The 19,450-nt window shown below is 41.8% G+C and carries 17 protein-coding genes and 1 tRNA gene; 9 read left to right on the top strand and 9 right to left on the bottom strand.

Annotated features, from left to right (window positions below; translation table 11 throughout):
- Positions 1-116 precede the first annotated feature (116 nt).
- Complete coding sequence (locus D0T66_RS11855; protein ID WP_163357513.1) at positions 117-1,190, top strand: PCMD domain-containing protein; 1,074 nt, start codon at positions 117-119, stop codon at positions 1,188-1,190.
- Between the two features lie 9 nt (positions 1,191-1,199).
- Positions 1,200-1,955 (top strand): porin family protein, encoded by a 756-nt coding sequence (locus D0T66_RS11850; RefSeq protein WP_163357512.1) that lies wholly within the window; start codon positions 1,200-1,202, stop codon positions 1,953-1,955.
- Positions 1,956-1,962: 7 nt separating this feature from the next.
- Here the strand turns inward: D0T66_RS11850 and D0T66_RS11845 are convergent, their stop codons facing one another.
- Positions 1,963-2,355 (bottom strand): hypothetical protein, encoded by a 393-nt coding sequence (locus D0T66_RS11845; RefSeq protein ID WP_163357511.1) that lies wholly within the window; start codon positions 2,353-2,355, stop codon positions 1,963-1,965.
- Positions 2,356-2,472: 117 nt separating this feature from the next.
- Between D0T66_RS11845 and D0T66_RS11840 the strand changes: the two genes are divergently transcribed.
- Positions 2,473-4,917 (top strand): endonuclease MutS2, encoded by a 2,445-nt coding sequence (locus tag D0T66_RS11840; protein ID WP_163357510.1) that lies wholly within the window; start codon positions 2,473-2,475, stop codon positions 4,915-4,917.
- A gap of 340 nt (positions 4,918-5,257) precedes the next feature.
- Here D0T66_RS11840 and D0T66_RS11835 read toward each other — a convergent pair whose 3' ends face one another.
- The 3 genes from D0T66_RS11835 to D0T66_RS11825 all read right to left on the bottom strand — a co-directional run bounded on the left by D0T66_RS11835 (position 5,258) and on the right by D0T66_RS11825 (position 9,097).
- Positions 5,258-5,986, bottom strand: a complete 729-nt coding sequence (locus D0T66_RS11835; protein WP_163357509.1) for a hypothetical protein — start codon at positions 5,984-5,986, stop codon at positions 5,258-5,260.
- Between the two features lie 161 nt (positions 5,987-6,147).
- Positions 6,148-7,674 carry a hypothetical protein gene (locus tag D0T66_RS11830; RefSeq protein WP_163357508.1) on the bottom strand — a complete coding sequence of 509 codons (1,527 nt, stop codon included), beginning with the start codon at positions 7,672-7,674 and terminating at the stop codon, positions 6,148-6,150.
- A 223-nt stretch (positions 7,675-7,897) separates the two neighbouring features.
- Positions 7,898-9,097, bottom strand: coding sequence for a DUF418 domain-containing protein (locus D0T66_RS11825; protein ID WP_163357507.1), 1,200 nt, complete (start codon positions 9,095-9,097; stop codon positions 7,898-7,900).
- Positions 9,098-9,324: 227 nt separating this feature from the next.
- Here D0T66_RS11825 and D0T66_RS11820 point away from each other — a divergent pair, with 227 nt between their 5' ends.
- The 3 genes from D0T66_RS11820 (at position 9,325) to creD (ending at position 11,744) form a co-directional block, all read left to right on the top strand.
- On the top strand, positions 9,325-9,927 hold the full coding sequence (locus D0T66_RS11820) for a hypothetical protein (protein WP_163357506.1): 603 nt from the start codon (positions 9,325-9,327) through the stop codon (positions 9,925-9,927).
- A gap of 4 nt (positions 9,928-9,931) precedes the next feature.
- Positions 9,932-10,231: a transcriptional regulator gene (locus tag D0T66_RS11815; protein WP_163357505.1), complete on the top strand. Its 300-nt coding sequence runs from the start codon at positions 9,932-9,934 to the stop codon at positions 10,229-10,231.
- 88 nt (positions 10,232-10,319) lie between these two features.
- Positions 10,320-11,744 (top strand): cell envelope integrity protein CreD, encoded by a 1,425-nt coding sequence (gene creD, locus D0T66_RS11810; protein WP_163357504.1) that lies wholly within the window; start codon positions 10,320-10,322, stop codon positions 11,742-11,744.
- Positions 11,745-11,809: 65 nt separating this feature from the next.
- On the opposite strand, the gene D0T66_RS11805 is transcribed toward creD, so the two are convergent.
- Positions 11,810-12,010 (bottom strand): hypothetical protein, encoded by a 201-nt coding sequence (locus D0T66_RS11805; protein ID WP_163357503.1) that lies wholly within the window; start codon positions 12,008-12,010, stop codon positions 11,810-11,812.
- A 131-nt stretch (positions 12,011-12,141) separates the two neighbouring features.
- Here D0T66_RS11805 and D0T66_RS11800 point away from each other — a divergent pair, with 131 nt between their 5' ends.
- The 3 genes from D0T66_RS11800 (at position 12,142) to D0T66_RS11790 (ending at position 13,799) form a co-directional block, all read left to right on the top strand.
- On the top strand, positions 12,142-12,705 hold the full coding sequence (locus tag D0T66_RS11800; RefSeq protein ID WP_163357502.1) for a hypothetical protein: 564 nt from the start codon (positions 12,142-12,144) through the stop codon (positions 12,703-12,705).
- A gap of 66 nt (positions 12,706-12,771) precedes the next feature.
- Entirely contained in the window at positions 12,772-13,404 is a 633-nt protein-coding gene (locus tag D0T66_RS11795) for a hypothetical protein (protein WP_163357501.1), read from the top strand.
- A 122-nt stretch (positions 13,405-13,526) separates the two neighbouring features.
- Positions 13,527-13,799 carry a hypothetical protein gene (locus tag D0T66_RS11790; RefSeq protein WP_163357500.1) on the top strand — a complete coding sequence of 91 codons (273 nt, stop codon included), beginning with the start codon at positions 13,527-13,529 and terminating at the stop codon, positions 13,797-13,799.
- 401 nt (positions 13,800-14,200) lie between these two features.
- Here the strand turns inward: D0T66_RS11790 and D0T66_RS11785 are convergent, their stop codons facing one another.
- The 4 genes from D0T66_RS11785 to ettA form a co-directional block, all read right to left on the bottom strand.
- On the bottom strand, positions 14,201-14,881 hold the full coding sequence (locus tag D0T66_RS11785) for a hypothetical protein (RefSeq protein ID WP_163357499.1): 681 nt from the start codon (positions 14,879-14,881) through the stop codon (positions 14,201-14,203).
- 68 nt (positions 14,882-14,949) lie between these two features.
- Positions 14,950-15,023 (bottom strand) — tRNA-Ala (locus tag D0T66_RS11780).
- 44 nt (positions 15,024-15,067) lie between these two features.
- Positions 15,068-17,635, bottom strand: a complete 2,568-nt coding sequence (locus D0T66_RS11775; protein ID WP_163357498.1) for a DUF5686 and carboxypeptidase-like regulatory domain-containing protein — start codon at positions 17,633-17,635, stop codon at positions 15,068-15,070.
- Between the two features lie 117 nt (positions 17,636-17,752).
- Complete coding sequence (ettA, locus tag D0T66_RS11770) at positions 17,753-19,438, bottom strand: energy-dependent translational throttle protein EttA (RefSeq protein WP_163357497.1); 1,686 nt, start codon at positions 19,436-19,438, stop codon at positions 17,753-17,755.
- Between the last annotated feature and the right edge of the window lie 12 nt (positions 19,439-19,450).

Genomic DNA, 19,450 nt, shown 5'->3' with positions numbered 1-19,450 from the left:
TCGATAGCATTTTAGAAGCAGAAGAGTGAGATTTGTTAATAAAATATTATATCATATATCTACTGATAATAATAAATATGTACCTTTGCCAAATCATACGACTAAAAGCATAAACTATGAACAAAAAACTATCATTTCTGATTGCAATAATCATACCTTTTTTACCGTCCTGCATAAAAGATGAACCATTGAACAGAGAAGCCGATATTTTAAGTATCGGATTAGGTGAAGATCCTTTGATCGCATCATCGATAACAGAGAATAGAATACAGTTGGTTGTTTCGAATGATGAAGTGGACTACAAAAAAATAGCGCCTGTCTTTGATCTTACATCGGGAGCGACTATCACACCGCCATCTGGCGACACACTCGATTTCACGCATGATCAAACGTATACCGTACTATCCGAAGACGGAAAATACAGCAAACAATATACTGTAAGTGTTACTCCTCAACTCAGTACAAAATACGATTTCGAAGACTGGTACATGGCCGGTGCACTCTGGAAATATCCTGCGTTGGATGATATTATGTGGGATTCTGCCAACAAAGGCATCATGACTGCCAAATTCGGGAGGGTATCGAGATATCCTACACGCGACACAACCGATGCCTATACCGGAAATAAGGCTGCATTGCTCGAAACTTTACAGGGAGGAACTTTTATGGTTGTCGGATATGTGCCTATTTTCTCCGGCTCTTTATTCCGTGGTAAGTTCGGTACTGTCGATTGGAACAATCTTCCTTCGACAGCCAAGTTCGGGCAAATACATCCGAAAGAAAACGGTAAACCCGTGAAATTCACTGGATATTACAAATACATCCCCGGCGAAACCGTTATCGACAAAAACGGCGTAGTAACAGGCGCTGTAGACCAATGTTCGATTTATTCGGTGCTTTACCATATCACCAAAGGCTCGTCCGAAACATTGGACGGAACGAATATCTTCACGGCAAGTAATGTAGTTGCCGTTGCCAAATTACAAGACGGCAGCGAGAAAAGCGAATTTACACAATTCGAATTACCATTTGTCTATAAAGAGGGTGCTGTGATAGACTACGATACCTACGATTATAAATTGGCTGTCGTATTTGCGTCGAGCCGCGAAGGAGACTATTACAGAGGCGCCATCGGCAGCAAACTGACAATAGACGACGTAGAAATAGTATGCGAAAGCTTTAAAGAATAAAGAAACAAGATGAAAATAAAATACCACATTGCAATACTTTTCCTGTTATTAGCTGTTGTGCCGAAAGTAAGCGCCCAGTTTGATCTGGGAAAAAACCTGAATGTTGATCTCGTTTTAGGTGTTAATATTGGTGCTACTGCTCCCGTACCTTTGCCGGAGGAAGTGAGGAAAATCGATAGCTACAACCCCAAGTTCAATCCTCAGATAGGAGTGATGACAACTTACAACATCAACGAGAAATGGGGTATCGGTATCGGTGCTACTATCGATTGGAAAGGGATGCGCGTAAAAGACGAGGTTAAATATATGTATACTACGGTAGAAGTGGAAGAAGGCAGCGATAATAAGCTGACCGGATATTTTGTCGGTAAGAATATGACAAATGTGGATATGACACATCTGACAATCCCGATTTACGGAACATATACCTTCAACGACAAATGGTCTGTAAAACTGGGAATATATGCCGCCAAGGTACTATCTAATACATTCGACGGAAACGTGACCGACGGATATATCAGGCTCGGTACTCCGACTGGTGAGAAGCAAGAAATAGACAAGGCTTATTTTGACTTCAGCGAAAATTCGCGCGACTATGATTTCGGCGTGTTCGGTGGAGGAAAGTTCTCCCTGACAGACCGGATTGGCTGCTATGCCAACCTCACATGGGGGCTTCTGCCATATTTCTACAAGAACGAGAATCCTATCAAATTCAAGATGAATAACATCTACGGAACAGTAGGATTATCTTACCAGCTGAAATAAGCCCGTATCATATTATTTTCCGCGCTTTTGCAGCCAGCCGGGGTGCAAAGAATGTGACGGCGACAACTAATATCCAGAGATTCCCTGTTGTCGGGTCGTAGGCATCGAGTAATGCTGTAAAAGATTTATTCAATGCCAGTATGCCGAATCCAAATTCGAAAAGTATCGTCAGCAATAGCCAGATTATGCCTATCAGCCGGCAGGATGCTGCATTTCTCACGCCCACCCATTTTATAGTAAAATACGACAAAAGGAATATAAACAGAGATAGCAAAATACCACTTAGCGGAAGGGAATAGCTTTCGCCTATTATGGGCGAAAGAACCTGTTCGCGCATAATGCCGTTAACAATAGCCAACGGTATAATGCATACCCATATCAATAAGGATTTCAGAATCATACTCTTTGATTAAATTAGCCTGATTAGCAGGTATGCAAATATACAAAACTGTTTAGTAGATAAGCATAAGTAATTTATCTATCTTTGCAATTCAATTATATAGCGAAAAACAAATACATGATATATCCCGATAACTTCGAATCGAAAATAGGATTCGACAAAATACGACAACTCACTGCAGCTAAATGCCTTAGTTCGCTCGGAGAGGAGAAGGTAGAGGAAATGCTTTTCTCCCCCTCCTATCCCATTATCATCGAACAACTTAGCCAGACAGCCGAATTTATACGTATCATACAGGAAGAAGACGACTTCCCGTCCAACTATTTCATAGATGTGCGCCCCGCTTTGCGCTCCATACATGTGCAAGGGACATGGATAGACGAAACCGCCTTATTCGACTTACGGCGCTCGTTGCAAACAATACGCGATATTGTCGCCTTCCTGAAAAAGGAAGAGGATGAAAACTCACCTTATCCGCATTTGCAGGCGCTGGCAGGAGACATTGCCGTCTTTCCGCAACTGATACGGCAAATCGACCATATTCTCGACAAATTCGGACGGATAAAAGACAATGCCTCATCCGAACTAAACCGCATACGCCGCGAGATGCACAACACATCCAGTGGCATATCCAAAAGCCTGAATGCTATCTTACGTTCGGCGCAAAGTGAAGGGTTGGTCGAAAAAGACGTTACCCCCACCATGCGCGACGGACGGTTGGTTATACCCGTAGCCCCAGCTTTCAAACGGAAGATACGGGGAATCGTACACGACGAATCGGCCTCGGGAAAAACAGTCTTTATAGAGCCTGCCGAAGTGGTAGAAGCCAACAACCGCATACGCGAACTGGAAGGGGAAGAACGCCGCGAGATTGTGCGCATATTAGTCGCATTCACGGATGAACTGCGCCCGCTTGCTCCCGAAGTGGTGCAATCGTACGAGTTCCTTGCCGAGATAGATTTCATTCGCGCTAAAGCGCTATTCGCGTTGGACATAGGGGCTATAAAGCCAACGGTGGAGGATAAGCAAATCGTACGCTGGTATTACGCCAAGCACCCCCTACTCTACCTTTCGCACCGGAAGCAGCAGAAAGAAATCGTTCCGCTCGACATCGAACTGGAAGACAATAAGCGATTATTGATTATCTCCGGCCCGAATGCGGGAGGAAAGTCCGTCTGCCTGAAAACCGTAGGGCTGTTGCAATACATGCTACAATGCGGCATGCTGATACCCGTCGACGAACGCTCGATAGTCGGCATCTTCGACAAGCTGTTCCTCGACATCGGCGACGAGCAATCTATCGAAAATGATTTGAGTACCTACAGCTCGCACCTGACCAATATGAAGTTTTTTGTCCGCAATTGCGACCGGAAAACCATCTTGCTGATTGACGAATTCGGCGGAGGAACCGAACCCCAAATAGGCGGCGCTATTGCCGAATCGTTGCTTGTACGCTTCAACGAGAAAGGCGCTTTTGGTGTGATTACAACGCACTATCAGAATCTGAAACACTACGCCAACGAGCACGAAGGGGTTGTCAACGGGGCAATGCTCTACGACAGGCATCTGATGCAGCCGTTGTTTAAGCTGTCTATCGGTAATCCGGGTAGTTCTTTTGCTATCGAAATCGCCCGCAAAATCGGCTTGCCCGAAGACGTTATTGCCGATGCTTCGGAGATAGTCGGAAGCGACTATATCAATATGGATAAGTACCTGCAAGACATTGTCCGCGACAAACGCTATTGGGAGGAGAAACGCCAGAATATACGCAAAAAGGAGAAACGTCTGGAGGAGATAACAGCCACCTACGAAGACGACCTGCTCTCGGTAGAAAAGCAGCGCAAGGAAATAATCCGACAAGCTAAAGCCGAGGCCGAGCAATTGCTTTCGGAAGCCAATGCGAAGATCGAGAATACGATACGGACAATCAAGGAGACGCAGGCCGACAAGGAAAAAACACGCCACGCCCGTCAGGAGTTAAGCGATTTCCGTTCCGAACTGAACGACAAAGATGTTCAGCTACCGGGCAAGTTGGCCAATAAGATAAACAAGGTCAAAAAGCACTCGAAGAAAGAAAGCATCAAGGAACCAACCAAAAAGATTATCGAAATAGGCGACAATGTCCGCATCAAAGGGCAGACGTCTATCGGCGAAGTGATGGATATCCAGCGCACCAATGCCGTGGTTGCCTTCGGGATGATAAAGTCCACTGTCAAGCTCGACACATTGGAATACGTAAGCAAATCGCAGACGAAAAAAGAGATGAAAGCCGTGCCTGTTTCGGCATCGGTGAGCGACGACATGCGGGCGAAAAAGCTCAATTTCAAGCAGGACATCGACGTACGCGGTATGCGGGGCGAAGAGGCCTTGCAGGCTGTGATGTATTTTATCGACGACGCTATTCTGGTCGGTATGTCACGTGTCCGCATCCTTCACGGAACGGGTACAGGTGCTTTGCGCCAGATTATCCGCGACTACCTGAAAACCGTTCCTGCCGTCTCGCACTTTGCCGACGAGCATGTACAGTTCGGCGGGGCAGGCATCACCGTAGTAGACTTGTAAGGGATATACAGCAATTGATTCTGCCCCCTCCCAAGAAGCTATTGTATGTGTCACCCTGCTGTTACTTTCGTCACTTGCAATCAGCTTTATTATGAGCTAATTAGGATAAAAAAGTATACAAAAAGTATACTTGTTTTGTTGTATTTTTGTCAAGTTACTTTTTATTATTTAACCACGAAGGTCTCAAAGATGTTACACAAAGTTCACTAAGTTTTTGAAGAACGCTTTCCCCAAAAAAGTAACAAAGCTCTACTTATTTTAGCCGTTTTTATCGAGTTACTTTTCCTCGTAACTAACTATAGATAAACTTGCGAATATAAGTTAACGATTTATTTCAATTTTAGAAGATGTAGGTCGTAATAATAAACCTGACAGACATATTCCGGCTATTCAACCGACTATTCTTAAACGGCTTTGTTATTCCATAATCAAAAGTCAATGCAAACTGAGTATCCTTACACTCGATTCCGGCCAAAATATTGGCTCCTATTTCGATGTTATTAACATCCGGCTTATCCCCTCCCACCGAATAACTTTCTTCGTACCAATAGTCATAGTCCGGATCGTACACTTCGTAATAATGGGTATCCGAACTGCCTCCATATCCGGGGAAAAGATAAGCTAAATAAGGATCTCCTCCAACGACAAAACGCGTTGATCCCGACGAATTCAAAGCAACCTTTTTCCCGAAATACGATTTCAATTGCATAGACGGCATATTGAGAGCAGTAATATCATCATTTGACTTTCTCCCGACACCATTCAATTTAGCCCCTCCTTCTGTATATGCCAGATAATCTATCTGAATAAAATACTCTTTAGGTTTAATGTATTGAAACGAAAAACCTATTTCCCATAAGAATTTGGGCTTCGCCTTGAAATCACTTGAGATATAATAATCAACATTTGGCAATCCTTCGGATTTTGCCTTGTTCAGACCTGTCATCCAGGACATCCCGACACCTCCGCGAAACCCAAAATGCCATCCCTCTTCTTCTATTGCACTCTGCGAATATAAATTGCATGCGAAAATCACCAATACGGCAAGTGTTATAAATCTACTTTTCATGGCTTTGTCTTTTAATAGTTAATCGTTATTAATAAGACTTGAACGCTGCAAAAAGGTTTAAGCAATTATCATATATAATAAAATGCACCATACAAACCAACAAACGGCTGCCTTCAATCTAAGGCAGCCGTTCGCGTATATATTACTTTTCAAGCGCGATTTTATTCCAAATCCCGGATACAACGCACCTGATTGGTTACAGTCTCGTCGTTGTCATATTGATTCGAAACCTGCGCAAACCCTGTATTTTGGGCTGTAGAGAAGCGGACAATCAAACGGTACGAACTTCTTTCTTCGCTTACGGACGAACTCCAATAGTTTCCTCCCGGCGAGAAATGATACTTGTTGGTGACATTAGGGTCTTCCTTCAAAATGGCTTCGGCGATAGTATTCACCTCATCCATCGATGGCAAACGCCATGCTCCTGCCGGACTCATTTCGCTACAAGCCTTACTAGCTCTGTTATAGTTCATTATGCCGACATCGTAGCGCGCTACAACATAATCGCCAACAATAAACCCTTCCACATCATTCTGCGAGAGTTCCACTGTCTTCGTCAGAATACCGTTCGTAACCGTTACGGTAGCTGTCCGAGCTTTTCCGGCCGATTTAGTCGAAACAAAGAGAAGTTTATCATTATCCGGATCCATCCAGGCATTTTTAATCCACTTATTCTCTACACTGTTAGGATAAGCGACTTCTACTATCCTGATAGGCAAAGAGGAGTTGCTCGTAATATTGAATGGCAGCGTATCGACGCCTCCTTCAGGAATCAGGAGCGTGCCCGGCGTAATATCCAGCGTAGGCACTACTCCTTTGATGGTTACGGTATACTCGGCAAACAAATTGTCGGGGCTTGTAAATTTAATATGAGCAGTCTTATTCGCTCCTTTTTCAACTTTCGTCTGGAACTGGAAATTATAGCCTTCGGCATAATTGGCATCGCCCGATAAGAGAAGCGACTTTTTAGGCGAAGCTATCAAGCCGTCCGGGTCGATAACTTCGGCCACCCATCGTGCATTCGACTTAATATTGAACTGATATTCCTGTCCATCCATGATGTACTCGGCAGCCTCTTTTGTTAATATTTTGTGGTCGAGCTGCCGGAGTGTAATTCGCTTCTGTTTCTCTTCTCCTTGTTCATTCTTCAACGTGACGGTCAAGTCGAGCGCCTTTTCGAGAAACGGATTATTCTCTACTTCAATCACCTCAAAAGGTTTTGGGGTAATAACTTCCTGTGCAACACCTCCCGCCAACCTTACGGCTGGTATATAGCCCTGTATCTCCGGGAAGCCCGGCACAGGAGAGGTCGTTATCGCAGGTATACTACTTTCGGGAGCCCAGGCCAGATAAACCGTATAAGGGTTAATAACGTCCTTTGTACCCGAAGAAAAGATAATTTCCTCTTCGGAAGCCGATAACCAGAACTTATCCAGGTTGATCCATCTGTCTCCGTCCCAGACATGGGTAGCCGGATAAAGCCGCTTGCTCGCATCTTCTTCCGTGTTGTATACTACAAGCCCGACGCGGCTTTTGGGATCTTCTACCGAATCCACCACGGGAGACAGAGAGGTTAGACTTGTCAATTTAACTTTTTTTTGACCTTTCGGAGCTTGCGCATAGCCTGATACCGTAATTGCCGTTAAAATAACAACAATTACCTGTAATGTTTTAATACAGGTTTTCATAAAATGTACATTGTTTAGTTTTGCTTATTACTTATATAATACCAGAAAAAATATAGATTTCCTTATTTTCATTTTCACATATTTCGCCCTATCACTTTTATTGCTTGAAGAAGTAAAGATACGAACAGGCTTTCATATTAACAAATATTAAGGCAAAAAATATTAATTTACATTATGCCATAATAAAAAAGCCCGGATATCACATCCGGGCTTTAATGAGGTATCAGTGTCTTCGGAGCGGCACTTTGGTGAACCAGGTAGCTATCCGCCAGAGCCATTCCATCGGCCCGTAGTAGTGGCGGCTCATCCACCAATTGCTAAATACGACCTGTACGGCATAAATAGCCAACCCGACAAGCATACATTGCAGAAAACTGAGCTCTACAGCCCAATTCAGTCCAAAACCGTAGAACAACGGCACCCCAATAAATCCCTGCATCATATAATTGGTAACACTCATGCGTCCTACGGGAGCCATGCGATCCATTACTTTCCGCACGCGGGTTTTGTAATATAGCAAAGTAAGCCCGCTTACATACATCACCATCATACCCAGATTAGCGTATGCTTTAAAGAGAGTCCTTCCTGTCCGAAGAGCAAAGCCCTCAATGCCTAAATGAGGAAGTAACAATACAATAGCGTAGAAAAACACAAAAAGTGCAATGGCGTACGGTAATGCCTTCGTGCTGTATTTTATCATCTTCTCTTCGCTCTTATGTATACCGCTGCGCCCAATCAGCATGCCCATAATAAACAATCCTATCAATTGCGGATAGCGGGCACTATTGAATACCCACAACAGTTTGGCAAACTGTCCTTTCCATAAATTAAATTCCAGCACATCGGCGAAAGAGCCTTTCTGGAACAATTCGGCACATTCGACATAGAGCTGATCCATATAAACGACCAGACTTGTCGGTTCGCTCGGCCCATCAACGGAGAATGCTTTGACAAATATTATGATATCAGGTATCTGCAGGAATAATAAAATACACAAGCCTACCAATACCTTGGTGGGGACTTTGAACAATGGAATCAGAAACACGCCTAACAGGGCATACACGACAAAAAATTCGCCCATATAAACAAGACCGTTCAGATAACCCAATACTAAGAGAAGCGTTAACCGCCACAAAAAGCGCCACCTGAAATCGACGCCTTTATCTGCCTGCGAATCCATCTGCATAAAGAAACTTAGCCCGAACAGCAAGGAGAATATGGCATAGGCCTTACCGGCAAAGAGGAACGTTATTGTCTCGACGACAATGTTATCAACTTGCTGCCAGAAAGGAGAATCCAGTGTTGGTGTGTGCATCAAGTCGAAATGTTCCATACAGTGGAACATCAGGATGCCGAACAAGGCAAATCCACGGACAGCATCTATGGAGCTTATCCGTTTTTTAGGAGTAACTGATTGTGGCATAATAGTATTCAATGTATTTATTTGATAATATTTTTTTAACTGCACAAATATAGGAAAACAACCCTTTTTTATAGTATCAAAAATCGGTCATTTAGTCTATATATGTGGTAAACAAGTAGCGATTTGCGCCAACTGACCAGCAAGTATTATTTTAAGTACAAAAAGTTACATAAACTATTGTGGATATAAAGGATAATTATTTACTTTGTAATTCAAAGTAAATTAAGATGAATACAAAGTTAGATGATCTGAAACATATCCGTTCTATGATGGAACGGTCGTCAAAATTCCTTTCGCTAAGCGGTTTTTCCGGTGTTTCGGCAGGCCTTATAGCCCTTGCAGGCGCAGGAGCGGCACATTGCAGGATGAAAGGACATTATGCCATAACAAGCGATGTGGTGACCGATTTGTTTCTTTTGGCTGTGGCAGTCATTGCTTTGGCAGGGGGAGCAGGACTTTTCTTCTCTCTCAGGAAAGCCCGAAAGAGCGGCGCAAAATTCTGGATGCCTGTTACATGGCAGATAGTAAAGGATTTTGCAATACCGATGATTGTCGGCGGCATCTTCTGTCTGCTGCTTATGTATCAGGGGGCTACCCGCATGGTGGCCGCCAGCATGCTGATATTCTATGGCCTGGCGCTCATACAGGCGGGAGCACGCACCTACCGCGACATCAGAATATTGGGAGCTTGCGAAATTATCCTCGGGCTTTTAGCGGGATTCTTTGTATATAACGGCTTGCTTTTCTGGTCGATAGGCTTCGGGCTGATGCATATAATATACGGTATAGTCATGTATATCAAATACGATAAATCGGAGAAAAAGGCTTAACAAAATGGCAGATATTATTTCAGGTCTGAATAAGATTTTCGATAGCCGTGTCCGACTGGGGATTATGTCCATTCTGGCTGTCAACGATAGTGTCGATTTCAACACTATGAAGGATCTGCTGGACGTGACCGACGGCAACCTTGCCAGCCACTTAAAAGCTTTGGAGAAGGAGGAAGTGATAGAGGTAAAGAAACAATTTATCGGACGAAAACCGAATACATCGTACAGTATAACGCCTTTGGGACAAAAGCTTTTTAAAGAACATATCGACGCACTTGAAAAGTTGATTAATCCTCTTAGCTAATTTTTTTTATACATTCACTTTGAATTTCAAAGTTCTTTCAATAAAACAAATAACAACCATTTATATAATAACATTAAAAAAACAAAACATGATGAATTCAAACAACATTCTGATTAAAGGGCTGATTGTAGCATTAATGATAATAGTGATGCTGATACCGATACAATTGGTCAAAAACTTAATCGAGGAACGCGAAAACAATAAGGTGACGGTAGACGCCGAAGTAAACGAAAAATGGGGCGGAAGTCAACAGTTGACAGGTCCTATACTTGTCGTTCCCTACGAGCCTTCAATCAGGATTCAGGCCGGAAAAGAGCCGCCCAAAGGCGAACCTAAGCTCGAATATGCCTATTTTTTGCCGGACAATATGACTATAGACAGCGATTTGCAAACGGAAGAACGGGGACGCAGCCTGTTCAAAGCATTGGTCTATCAGGCCAAGATGAAGATAGCTGGTTCTTTTTCTTTCCCCGACAATGAAAAATTGCATATCAAAGATGAAAAAATGCACTGGGAGGAAGCATACTTAGTGATTGGTATTTCAGATTTGCAAGGAATCAAAAACCGAATCGAACTAAATGTCAACGGCGAATTATTAGCCGTACAGCCAGGTGTACCGAGAGGTGGAGTCACAGGTTCGGGGATAACCATACCTTTGTCCCTTGCTCAGAAAAAGAAGGACGAAAAAATCAATTTCAGCTTCGATTTATTGTTGAACGGGACAGAGGATTTGTCCTATTCCCTTGCCGCTAAAGAGATGCAGGTAAATATGCAATCGGATTGGTCGACAGTATCTTTTACCGGCAATACATTCCCGACAGAAAGGGATTTTACGAATGGCTTCACAGCGAAATGGGATTTATTCGATTATAACACCACAAATGTATTTGCGTGGACGGGAGAGAATAATTCGATGCTTTCCGATTCCAATTTCGGCGTCAGCCTGCGCATGCCTGTCAACCAGTACCAGATGAATATGCGGGCGGTAAAATATGCAATTATGTTTATTGCTCTGACGTTTGTCGCTTTCTTCCTGGTGGAGATATTGAGCCGCAGAAGGATACACCCGATGCAGTATGTATTGGTCAGCTTCGCCCTGATTATTTTCTATACCCTCCTACTCTCTTTGTCGGAACACATCGGATTCGAGCTTTCTTACCTGATATCAGCCATAGCCATCGTAGCCATGGTTTCGCTCTATTCGCTGACGATATTCAGCCGGAAGAAGCACGCAGCAATGATGGGCGGATGCTTAGCCATCCTTTATTCATTCCTGTATATTGTATTGCAATTAGAGAATCTGGCGTTGCTATTCGGTTCTGTCGGATTGTTCCTTGCACTGGCTATCGTGATGTATGCCTCACGCAAGATCGATTGGTATAAAATAGGGATAAGCGACGAGGATAGAGAAGATGAAGAGCCTAAAGCTCCTCAAAAACCGTCTCATATAATCATCCAGCAGCAAAGCCGGCCGCAAGAGACGCCCCCGCCTTATACACCTGATAATGAATAGACCGTTTTTAGTAGATTAATTAATTTGAGGGAAGTGGTGCGAGCGATCGTGCCGCTTCTTTTATTCTATCCGGCAGTAGCCCAAAGAATCAAGGCTACCAGACCGCCAAAAATAGCGAAAGAGAACATAAACCCGCCTATATAGGTCACCTTCCGCGATAGAGCAGGTTTCCGCTCTTTCATGTAATTGCCCGATATGTACCAGAGGATAATGCTGGAAGCAAATAGGGCAAGGCTTATATAGGAAAGTACCGAATATAGTTTCATCGCTAATATAATCTATATGGTTATAACAATGTATCAAAAACTTGGTTCATTTATTCGCCCGAAAGGGCTAAGAATACAGATTTCTACTATCTTTGGGAAGATATCCAATCAAAATAAAATAATTGCATAATATGAGAAATAAATTATATCTGTTTGTCCTTTTAGTTTCATTTTGCTTCATATCGTGTAAGACAATGATCAAATGCCCACCTTTCAACACTACCTATACGGAATGGATACCTTATCAGGAGGGGGATACTATCATTTTGGGGAATGATAGCGGATATAGAGAATATGTTATTCATTCTTATGTAGCCCACCATATGAATAATTATCCGGCCAATAGTAAATGCGGTGGATGCAATGACAGAATAAACCTGCTTGTCAAAGGGGGAAGTGATTCTTTAGATATCAGTTTTCGGTATTTTTCCAACGAAATTGGTGCTTCAGACATACATTTTTTCCTTTGCAACAAGTATCAATACAAAACTGAACAAACCGACAGTTTATTGCAATGTACTATCGCTACCCATTACAAGGATATGCCAAAAGATACGATTTCGAATATTACTATTAAAAAAGGAACAGGCATAACTGTTTTTAGCAGCAACCGTGAAATATGGAAGTTGATTGAGCATAGAAAAAGCTCAATCCCTCAGGCTATTAAAATTGAAAAGGAGGATTTTTGCCACTAAAACGTCAAGGTCTTTTTGTGGGGATTGAGAGGAAATTGTTAGCTTTATGGAACAAAAATAAATTATATGAAAAATGTAAAAGTAGTTATTTGCATTTTCTTGCTTATACCTTCAATTCTATCTGCACAAAAAATTATGGTAGAAGATATTATAAGTGTATCTAATGATATAGTAAGAAAAACTGTAGGAGATTCTTTATTTCAATATTTCGATATATCAGAAGGTTCTTATTATACTGATGTGAAGAATCATACAAGTAAATTCTTGAAGAAAAAAGCAATAAAAGGCGCAATTAATGAAATATGGGTTTTATATTCATTTAAATATTCTCATATTGATGGGATAAGGGGAGGTATGTGGGTAAAACTCAACTCTAAGTTAGAACTAACAGAAGCTCTTGATTATAAATTTATACCTGATTTCTTACTTGAAGGAAAATCTTCAAATTTTATTAGTCCTACATTAATATTAGACAAAGCAAAAAAAATATTGAATAAAAAAGGAATAAAAGTATTAGAGCCGGAGCTAAAATTTAACAATCATTTTAATGTATATGTATATACTATTACTAATATATTGACACAGTATAAGAATGAAATGGGAAAAGATACTGGAGAAACTGAATATTGTATAATTGATGCTGTAACAGGAAATATTTTAAGCCATGATTTTGGTTATTATGGTACAATTATAAGATAAAATCCCCAAACATTTCTGTCTGAAGATTCAATTCATGGAGCACAGCAGCAAAGGCTCGAACTCTGTTTGTGGGAGGATTGGGTGAAAATTGTTAGCTTTATGGAAAATATTAACTAATAACTATGCCAATAAATATTTACATTGACAATTTTGAACGTATTGATTATTTATGTGAAGATATTTGGGATTTACCAAATCAGATTGATTCATTAGAAAAATGGCTTCAAACAAAAGGAGTTATATTGCCAAAAGGTTCATATGTTGCTGATATTGGTTTCGATATAAGAAAAGATGCTACGGGAGGAGGAGCGGTATTAAGTTCTGAATCTATGAAAATAATGGGAGATATTGGAATGGACGTTTATTTCTCCGAATACCCCGAATCTTCTGAATAAAAATACCCCCCCCAAAACATTTCTGTCTGAGGATTCAATTCGTGGAGCACAGCACCAAAGGCTCGAACTCTTTTTGTGAGGATTGGGAGAAAATTGTTAGCTTTATAGAAAGTATATAATTATCATTCTATATGTCAAGAAGCATTCACATAACAATAAAGAATTTTAGAAGGTTAACAAAACAAGAATTGGAGGAACAGTATAAAGATAAAAACTCTGATTTGAATTTATGGGCTAAGAAGAAAGGCATAAAGAGAGCCAAAATAAGTAGCAGAAGAAAAAAATAAAATCCCCAAGCATTTCTGCCTGAGGATTCTAAATTCTGTGGAGCACAGCACCAAAGGCTCGAACTCTTTTTGTGAGGATTGGTAGAATATTGTTAGCTTTATAAATTTTTATAATTAGAAAAATAACTTTATAATGTCCATGACTTTTCTGTTATCTACAACAATTCCTTCGAAAGTAGACATGGGGTATAAAATATTAGGACAATACAAATCTACATATTTCTTTAATTTTTTCTTTTCAACATTAAACATTTGAGAGTAATTAAAAGCCTTCAATTTAGTATTCTTAAGTATTGGAATAAAAGCTTCTGCAGGAGTTCGATGTTTGTCAACTGCAGCCCAACCAATAAATGTTTGTAGATTTGGGACATATTCCAAAGTTGAAAAGTCCACCAGGTTTCTGTTTGAGCTACAAATTGTATGTAACCTTTCAAGCTTTACGATATCAGGAAATTCTGTTATACCCAACATGTTGATGTATAAATATTCTAAAGAAGGGAATGTATTTATAAAATCAATATTATTTAAATAAAATTTACCTCGTTTTATATTATGTAATCGTAAAATTTTTATTGATATATTTCCTTTAAGTTCCTCCCAAATATCACTTTTGCAGGCTAAGAATACAAGTTTTTTTATTTCTCTCATTCTTTCTAAGAAAGAGAAATCATCTATAAAAGAACCTGTAATAAACAGTGTTTCTATTAATTCGGGTTCAATTGGAAGTTCAATTTTTCTAAAAGTGTCTATATTAGATATTTTTATACTTTTTTTGTCCTTCAACATTTCTATCATAATGCTTTTTTTCTGTTTCAAAACAAAAATAAAAATCCCCAAACATTTCTGTCTGAGGATTCAATTTGTGGAGAATATCGGACTCGAACCGATCACCTCAACACTGCCAGCGTTGCGCTCTAGCCAGATGAGCTAATTCCCCAATCGGATACAAAGATAAAATATTTCCTCGAATTACATTCTCTTTTAGAATGTAAATTTAAGCGAAAAACGTACCCCACTCTTATTTATATCGGGATGATTGCGGTAGTTAATCCTACGGACATAATCAATCCGGATGAAACTCAAAATATTCTCCACCCCGACAGTATATTCCATATAAGGCTTATTATCAGCTTTAAAGGCTGCATTCGGGAATATCAGTAAATCGTGATTCTTGGTCGGATCATTTCTTTCGTCGAGATCTCCCCATGCCCCTCTAAGACCAAACACCTCTCTCAATTTGAGCCTGTTAATCAAAGGTATGCGATTGAAGATATATCCTCCCATCTGCCATTCCACATCCCACGTAATTTGCTTATCGTGAAGGAATTCAAGCGGTTCGACCAGATAAAAGTCTCCTTTTTGAAGCAAATACGAGCTATTGGCATTGGGCGACAACAAAAGCGGGAAAGGTACTTCGCCCCATACTTTTTCGGCTTGTATATTAGTGGTTATCTTACCGAACTGCGCTACCCACAGGCGTCCTTCGAACATCAGCGATGACTTGTAGTAATCGTATTGTCCACCCAGAACACCTTTCAGACCGTTAGTATGCGATAGAATCACAGAATAACCCGGCGAAGGTACATCGTAGCGGGTACGGTGATGCTGATAGAATTTCTCATTTGGAGCATACCGCAGCGACAATGTCGCCTCAGTGGTGCGGATACTATTCTCGGGAATGATGTTATTCAAATCATCCAACCGCTCAAATTTCAGCTTTCCGGCAGGGCGTTCGTCGAAAGTCTGCCCTTTCAGCGCGAAAGAGAAACCATTATAGAACTCCCGCTCCCATGATACAAGTGTTTGACGATTATAGGTAAATTTCTCGTTCTTTGTCGAACTTATCGAACCGAATATATTGTCGCGTTCGTTCTGCGTAAAACGCTGACCGAGACTATTCATATCATATTTGTAGCCCACAACCAGATTATTCTTGGGGAACTCATCTTTATTCTTTTTCTGCTCTTTGAACGACCACGTAGCCTCACCATAGTATTTAGGGCGTCCGTCCTTCGTTCCATAAGCGGCATATCCATACAGGAAAAGATGCTTATTGAAATTAGGTGTTGTACGGGCTGTGAGACGCAAACGGTTTCCTTCGACCGAATTGTAACTGTATGCCGTGAAAGCCGTTCCCAAATCGACTTTGTTCTTCTCCGGATCTTTGTTGGTGCGGATATATCCTCCGCTACCCATAAATTTCCCGAAATTGATAAAGAATTTCAAAAAGCCGATATTCGTAAGTTCATCCATCAACTCGTCCATACGGTAGTCTACGTGCTGATCCGCCGGACGGTTCTCGTCCCAGAACGTTTTGTCCTTATCGTTGAAATCCTCGACAAAAGTAATGGGAGCTTTTATGGAATAGATAGAATCCTGCGGCTCGTTATAGACAAAATCGCTGAATTCCCTGGTCTTATCGACATATATTTTTATCTGCTGATATAGCGAGAGGTCAATGGACATCTGCTGTTTCTCGGGAATCCATTTTCCATCCTCTGCCTTCTGAAAATCCTGCTGTACCACCATTTCGTCCACAAAGTTGATATTCGATTTGGTAGGTACCCGCAATGTCACTTTCTTCACTGCATACGTGCTGTCTGTGGTGACAAGCATATTCCCGATGAAGCCGATATCGCGCGTATTGAAGGGAACAAAGTCCAGACGCGTATATTTTTTATCGTCTACCGTCACCGTATCCGTAATATACCATTTGAAGAAGCTGACCGCACGATGCTCACTCAACGGGCTGACAAATTCCTGAAACAGCAAAGTAATGGAATTATCATACACATTTACATCCTTAAACACCTCATTAATAACAACATCCAACCCTTCCAGCTCCATTGCCTTATCGATACCAGCCTGATCGTATGCCTGAACGATACGCCTTTCGGTTTTCGGATCTTTCCGGTAATAGTAGTCGCTGATTGTTTCGCGCACCGAGAAAGGCAAAATCGGCTTGTTATCGATTTCCGACGTTACCATATAATTCGGCAGGAACTTAAACTTCTTGAACTGGGCTTTATCCGGCTTAAATTCGTTCAGTGCAAACAGAATACGCTCATATTCTTTACATTGATAATATTCTTCGGCCTGAAATCCGTTCTTCTTTTTATACTTGATTACATTTTGTATCAATTCGACAGCCGGATTGTTCTTCTTGGAATATTTTTCTTTAGTAGGACGGATAACTACCTCATTCAGTGTTTTATCCTCCGTTACGAGCAACACTTCCTTCGTAGTCGTTTTACCTGCCGGTATCGTAAACTTGGCACTCTTATACCCCAGAAAGGATACAATAACTTCCGTTTTATTCTGATTATTACTGATGCGGAAAGTTCCATCCTCGCCGGAGTAGTCCCCAATAGTCGTACCGGCAAACTTGATAGTCACATAGGGTAGTAATTCCTGCGTGACAGAGTCTTTGACAACTCCTTTGATAGTAGTTGTGTTTTGTGAAAAGGCGTTTGTTGTTATAAAAAGTAATAACAATAAAAGTGCACAGGTACTTTTCAGCAAACTGTTATATCCAATGCTTTTATTCATTATACATCACTTAGTCTAAAAAAGGAATTAGTGCGTTTACACGCGCACCAATCCCTATATTTCAAGCATCAAAAGTAACTATATTTTTTTACTTCGACGCTATATTCATCATTTTTTTCAATTCGTCAGGCTACGATAGCGAATACGTTTCGGCTCGACATTACCCATACGCATCTTCTTATTCTCCTCATACTCACTGTAACTACCCTCGAAGAAAAAGACTTCCGAATTCCCTTCGAAAGCAAGAATGTGCGTACAAATACGATCGAGAAACCAGCGGTCGTGCGAAATAACGACGGCACATCCGGCAAAGCCCTCCAAACCTTCCTCCAAGGCTCGCAATGTATTCACATCGATGTCATTGGTAGGTTCATCCAGCAGCAATACGTTCGCTTCCGATTTCAGTGTCAATGCCAGATGCAGACGGTTGCGCTCTCCACCCGAGAGCACGCCGCAGAGTTTTTCTTGATCGGCTCCGGTGAAATTGAAGCGGGACAAATAAGCTCTCGAGTTAATTTCCCGTCCTCCGACGCGAATGAAGTCACTACCCTCCGAAACAACCTGATAAACTGTTTTGTTCGGGTCGATAGCCGTATGTGATTGGTCTACATATCCTATCTTTACCGTCTCTCCCACTTCGAATGTTCCTTTATCGGCATTCTCAAGGCCTTGTATCAGGCGGAAAAGCGTCGTCTTACCCGCACCATTCGGCCCGATGATACCGACAATACCCGAAGGCGGCAACATAAATTCGAGGTTATCGAATAATAATTTATCACCGAAAGCTTTACTGACGCCATGCGCCTCAATCACCTTATTACCAAGGCGAGGGCCGTTCGGTATAAATATTTCGAGTTTCTCCTCCTTCTCTTTCTGGTCGGCATTCAGCAATTTCTCGTAATCGTTCAAACGGGCTTTACCCTTAGCATGGCGGGCTTTGGGAGCCATACGCACCCAATCCAGTTCGCGTTCGAGTGTTTTACGGCGTTTGCTGGCCTGCTTTTCTTCCTGCTCCATGCGCTTAGTCTTCTGTTCGAGCCATGAAGTGTAGTTTCCTTGCCAAGGAATACCCTCGCCACGGTCTAATTCGAGAATCCATCCCGCCACATGGTCGAGGAAGTAACGGTCGTGCGTGATACAGATAACCGTACCCTTATATTGCTGCAAATGCTGTTCCAGCCAGTCGATAGATTCCGCGTCGAGGTGGTTGGTAGGCTCATCCAGCAGCAATACGTCCGGCTCTTGCAATAGCAAGCGGCAAAGCGCCACGCGACGGGCTTCTCCCCCCGAGAGGTTTTCGGTCAACTGATCTTCCGGCGGACAACGCAAAGCATCCATTGCACGTTCGAGCTTGTTATCCAGATTCCACGCATCAGTAGCGTCTATCTTATCTTGCAATTCGGCCTGACGAGCCATGAGAGCATCCATTTTGTCGGGATCTTCATAATTCTCGGGCAGACCGAATTTCTCGTTTATTTCTTCATATTCTTTCAAAATGTCGATAATCGGCTGCACGCCTTCCTGCACGATCTCTTTTACCGTTTTGGTCGGATCGAGCTTCGGATCTTGTTCTAAGTAGCCAACGGAAAAAGTTTTATCCGAAACTACGTCTCCCTGATATTCCTTATCTATTCCGGCAATAATCTTCAGGAGCGAAGACTTACCCGAACCATTCAAACCGATAATACCGATTTTAGCCCCGTAGAAGAATGACAGGTAAATGTTTTTGAGCACTTGTTTTTGTGGTGGATAGGTTTTGCTCACACCTACCATCGAAAAAATGATTTTCTTGTCGTCTGCCATTTTTTGTTACAA

Source organism: Dysgonomonas sp. 25, assembly GCF_010501075.1.
Taxonomy (GTDB): Bacteria; Bacteroidota; Bacteroidia; order Bacteroidales; family Dysgonomonadaceae; genus Dysgonomonas.
This window is presented reverse-complemented; position numbering and strand designations above follow the sequence as displayed.

Coding starts and splice junctions, on each gene's coding strand:
- D0T66_RS11855 (WP_163357513.1), top strand. CDS start 117: ATGAACAAAAAACTATCATTTCTGATTGCAATAATCATACCTTTTTTA.
- D0T66_RS11850 (WP_163357512.1), top strand. CDS start 1,200: ATGAAAATAAAATACCACATTGCAATACTTTTCCTGTTATTAGCTGTT.
- D0T66_RS11845 (WP_163357511.1), bottom strand. CDS start 2,355: ATGATTCTGAAATCCTTATTGATATGGGTATGCATTATACCGTTGGCT.
- D0T66_RS11840 (WP_163357510.1), top strand. CDS start 2,473: ATGATATATCCCGATAACTTCGAATCGAAAATAGGATTCGACAAAATA.
- D0T66_RS11835 (WP_163357509.1), bottom strand. CDS start 5,986: ATGAAAAGTAGATTTATAACACTTGCCGTATTGGTGATTTTCGCATGC.
- D0T66_RS11830 (WP_163357508.1), bottom strand. CDS start 7,674: ATGAAAACCTGTATTAAAACATTACAGGTAATTGTTGTTATTTTAACG.
- D0T66_RS11825 (WP_163357507.1), bottom strand. CDS start 9,097: ATGCCACAATCAGTTACTCCTAAAAAACGGATAAGCTCCATAGATGCT.
- D0T66_RS11820 (WP_163357506.1), top strand. CDS start 9,325: ATGAATACAAAGTTAGATGATCTGAAACATATCCGTTCTATGATGGAA.
- D0T66_RS11815 (WP_163357505.1), top strand. CDS start 9,932: ATGGCAGATATTATTTCAGGTCTGAATAAGATTTTCGATAGCCGTGTC.
- creD (WP_163357504.1), top strand. CDS start 10,320: ATGATGAATTCAAACAACATTCTGATTAAAGGGCTGATTGTAGCATTA.
- D0T66_RS11805 (WP_163357503.1), bottom strand. CDS start 12,010: ATGAAACTATATTCGGTACTTTCCTATATAAGCCTTGCCCTATTTGCT.
- D0T66_RS11800 (WP_163357502.1), top strand. CDS start 12,142: ATGAGAAATAAATTATATCTGTTTGTCCTTTTAGTTTCATTTTGCTTC.
- D0T66_RS11795 (WP_163357501.1), top strand. CDS start 12,772: ATGAAAAATGTAAAAGTAGTTATTTGCATTTTCTTGCTTATACCTTCA.
- D0T66_RS11790 (WP_163357500.1), top strand. CDS start 13,527: ATGCCAATAAATATTTACATTGACAATTTTGAACGTATTGATTATTTA.
- D0T66_RS11785 (WP_163357499.1), bottom strand. CDS start 14,881: ATGATAGAAATGTTGAAGGACAAAAAAAGTATAAAAATATCTAATATA.
- D0T66_RS11775 (WP_163357498.1), bottom strand. CDS start 17,635: ATGAATAAAAGCATTGGATATAACAGTTTGCTGAAAAGTACCTGTGCA.
- ettA (WP_163357497.1), bottom strand. CDS start 19,438: ATGGCAGACGACAAGAAAATCATTTTTTCGATGGTAGGTGTGAGCAAA.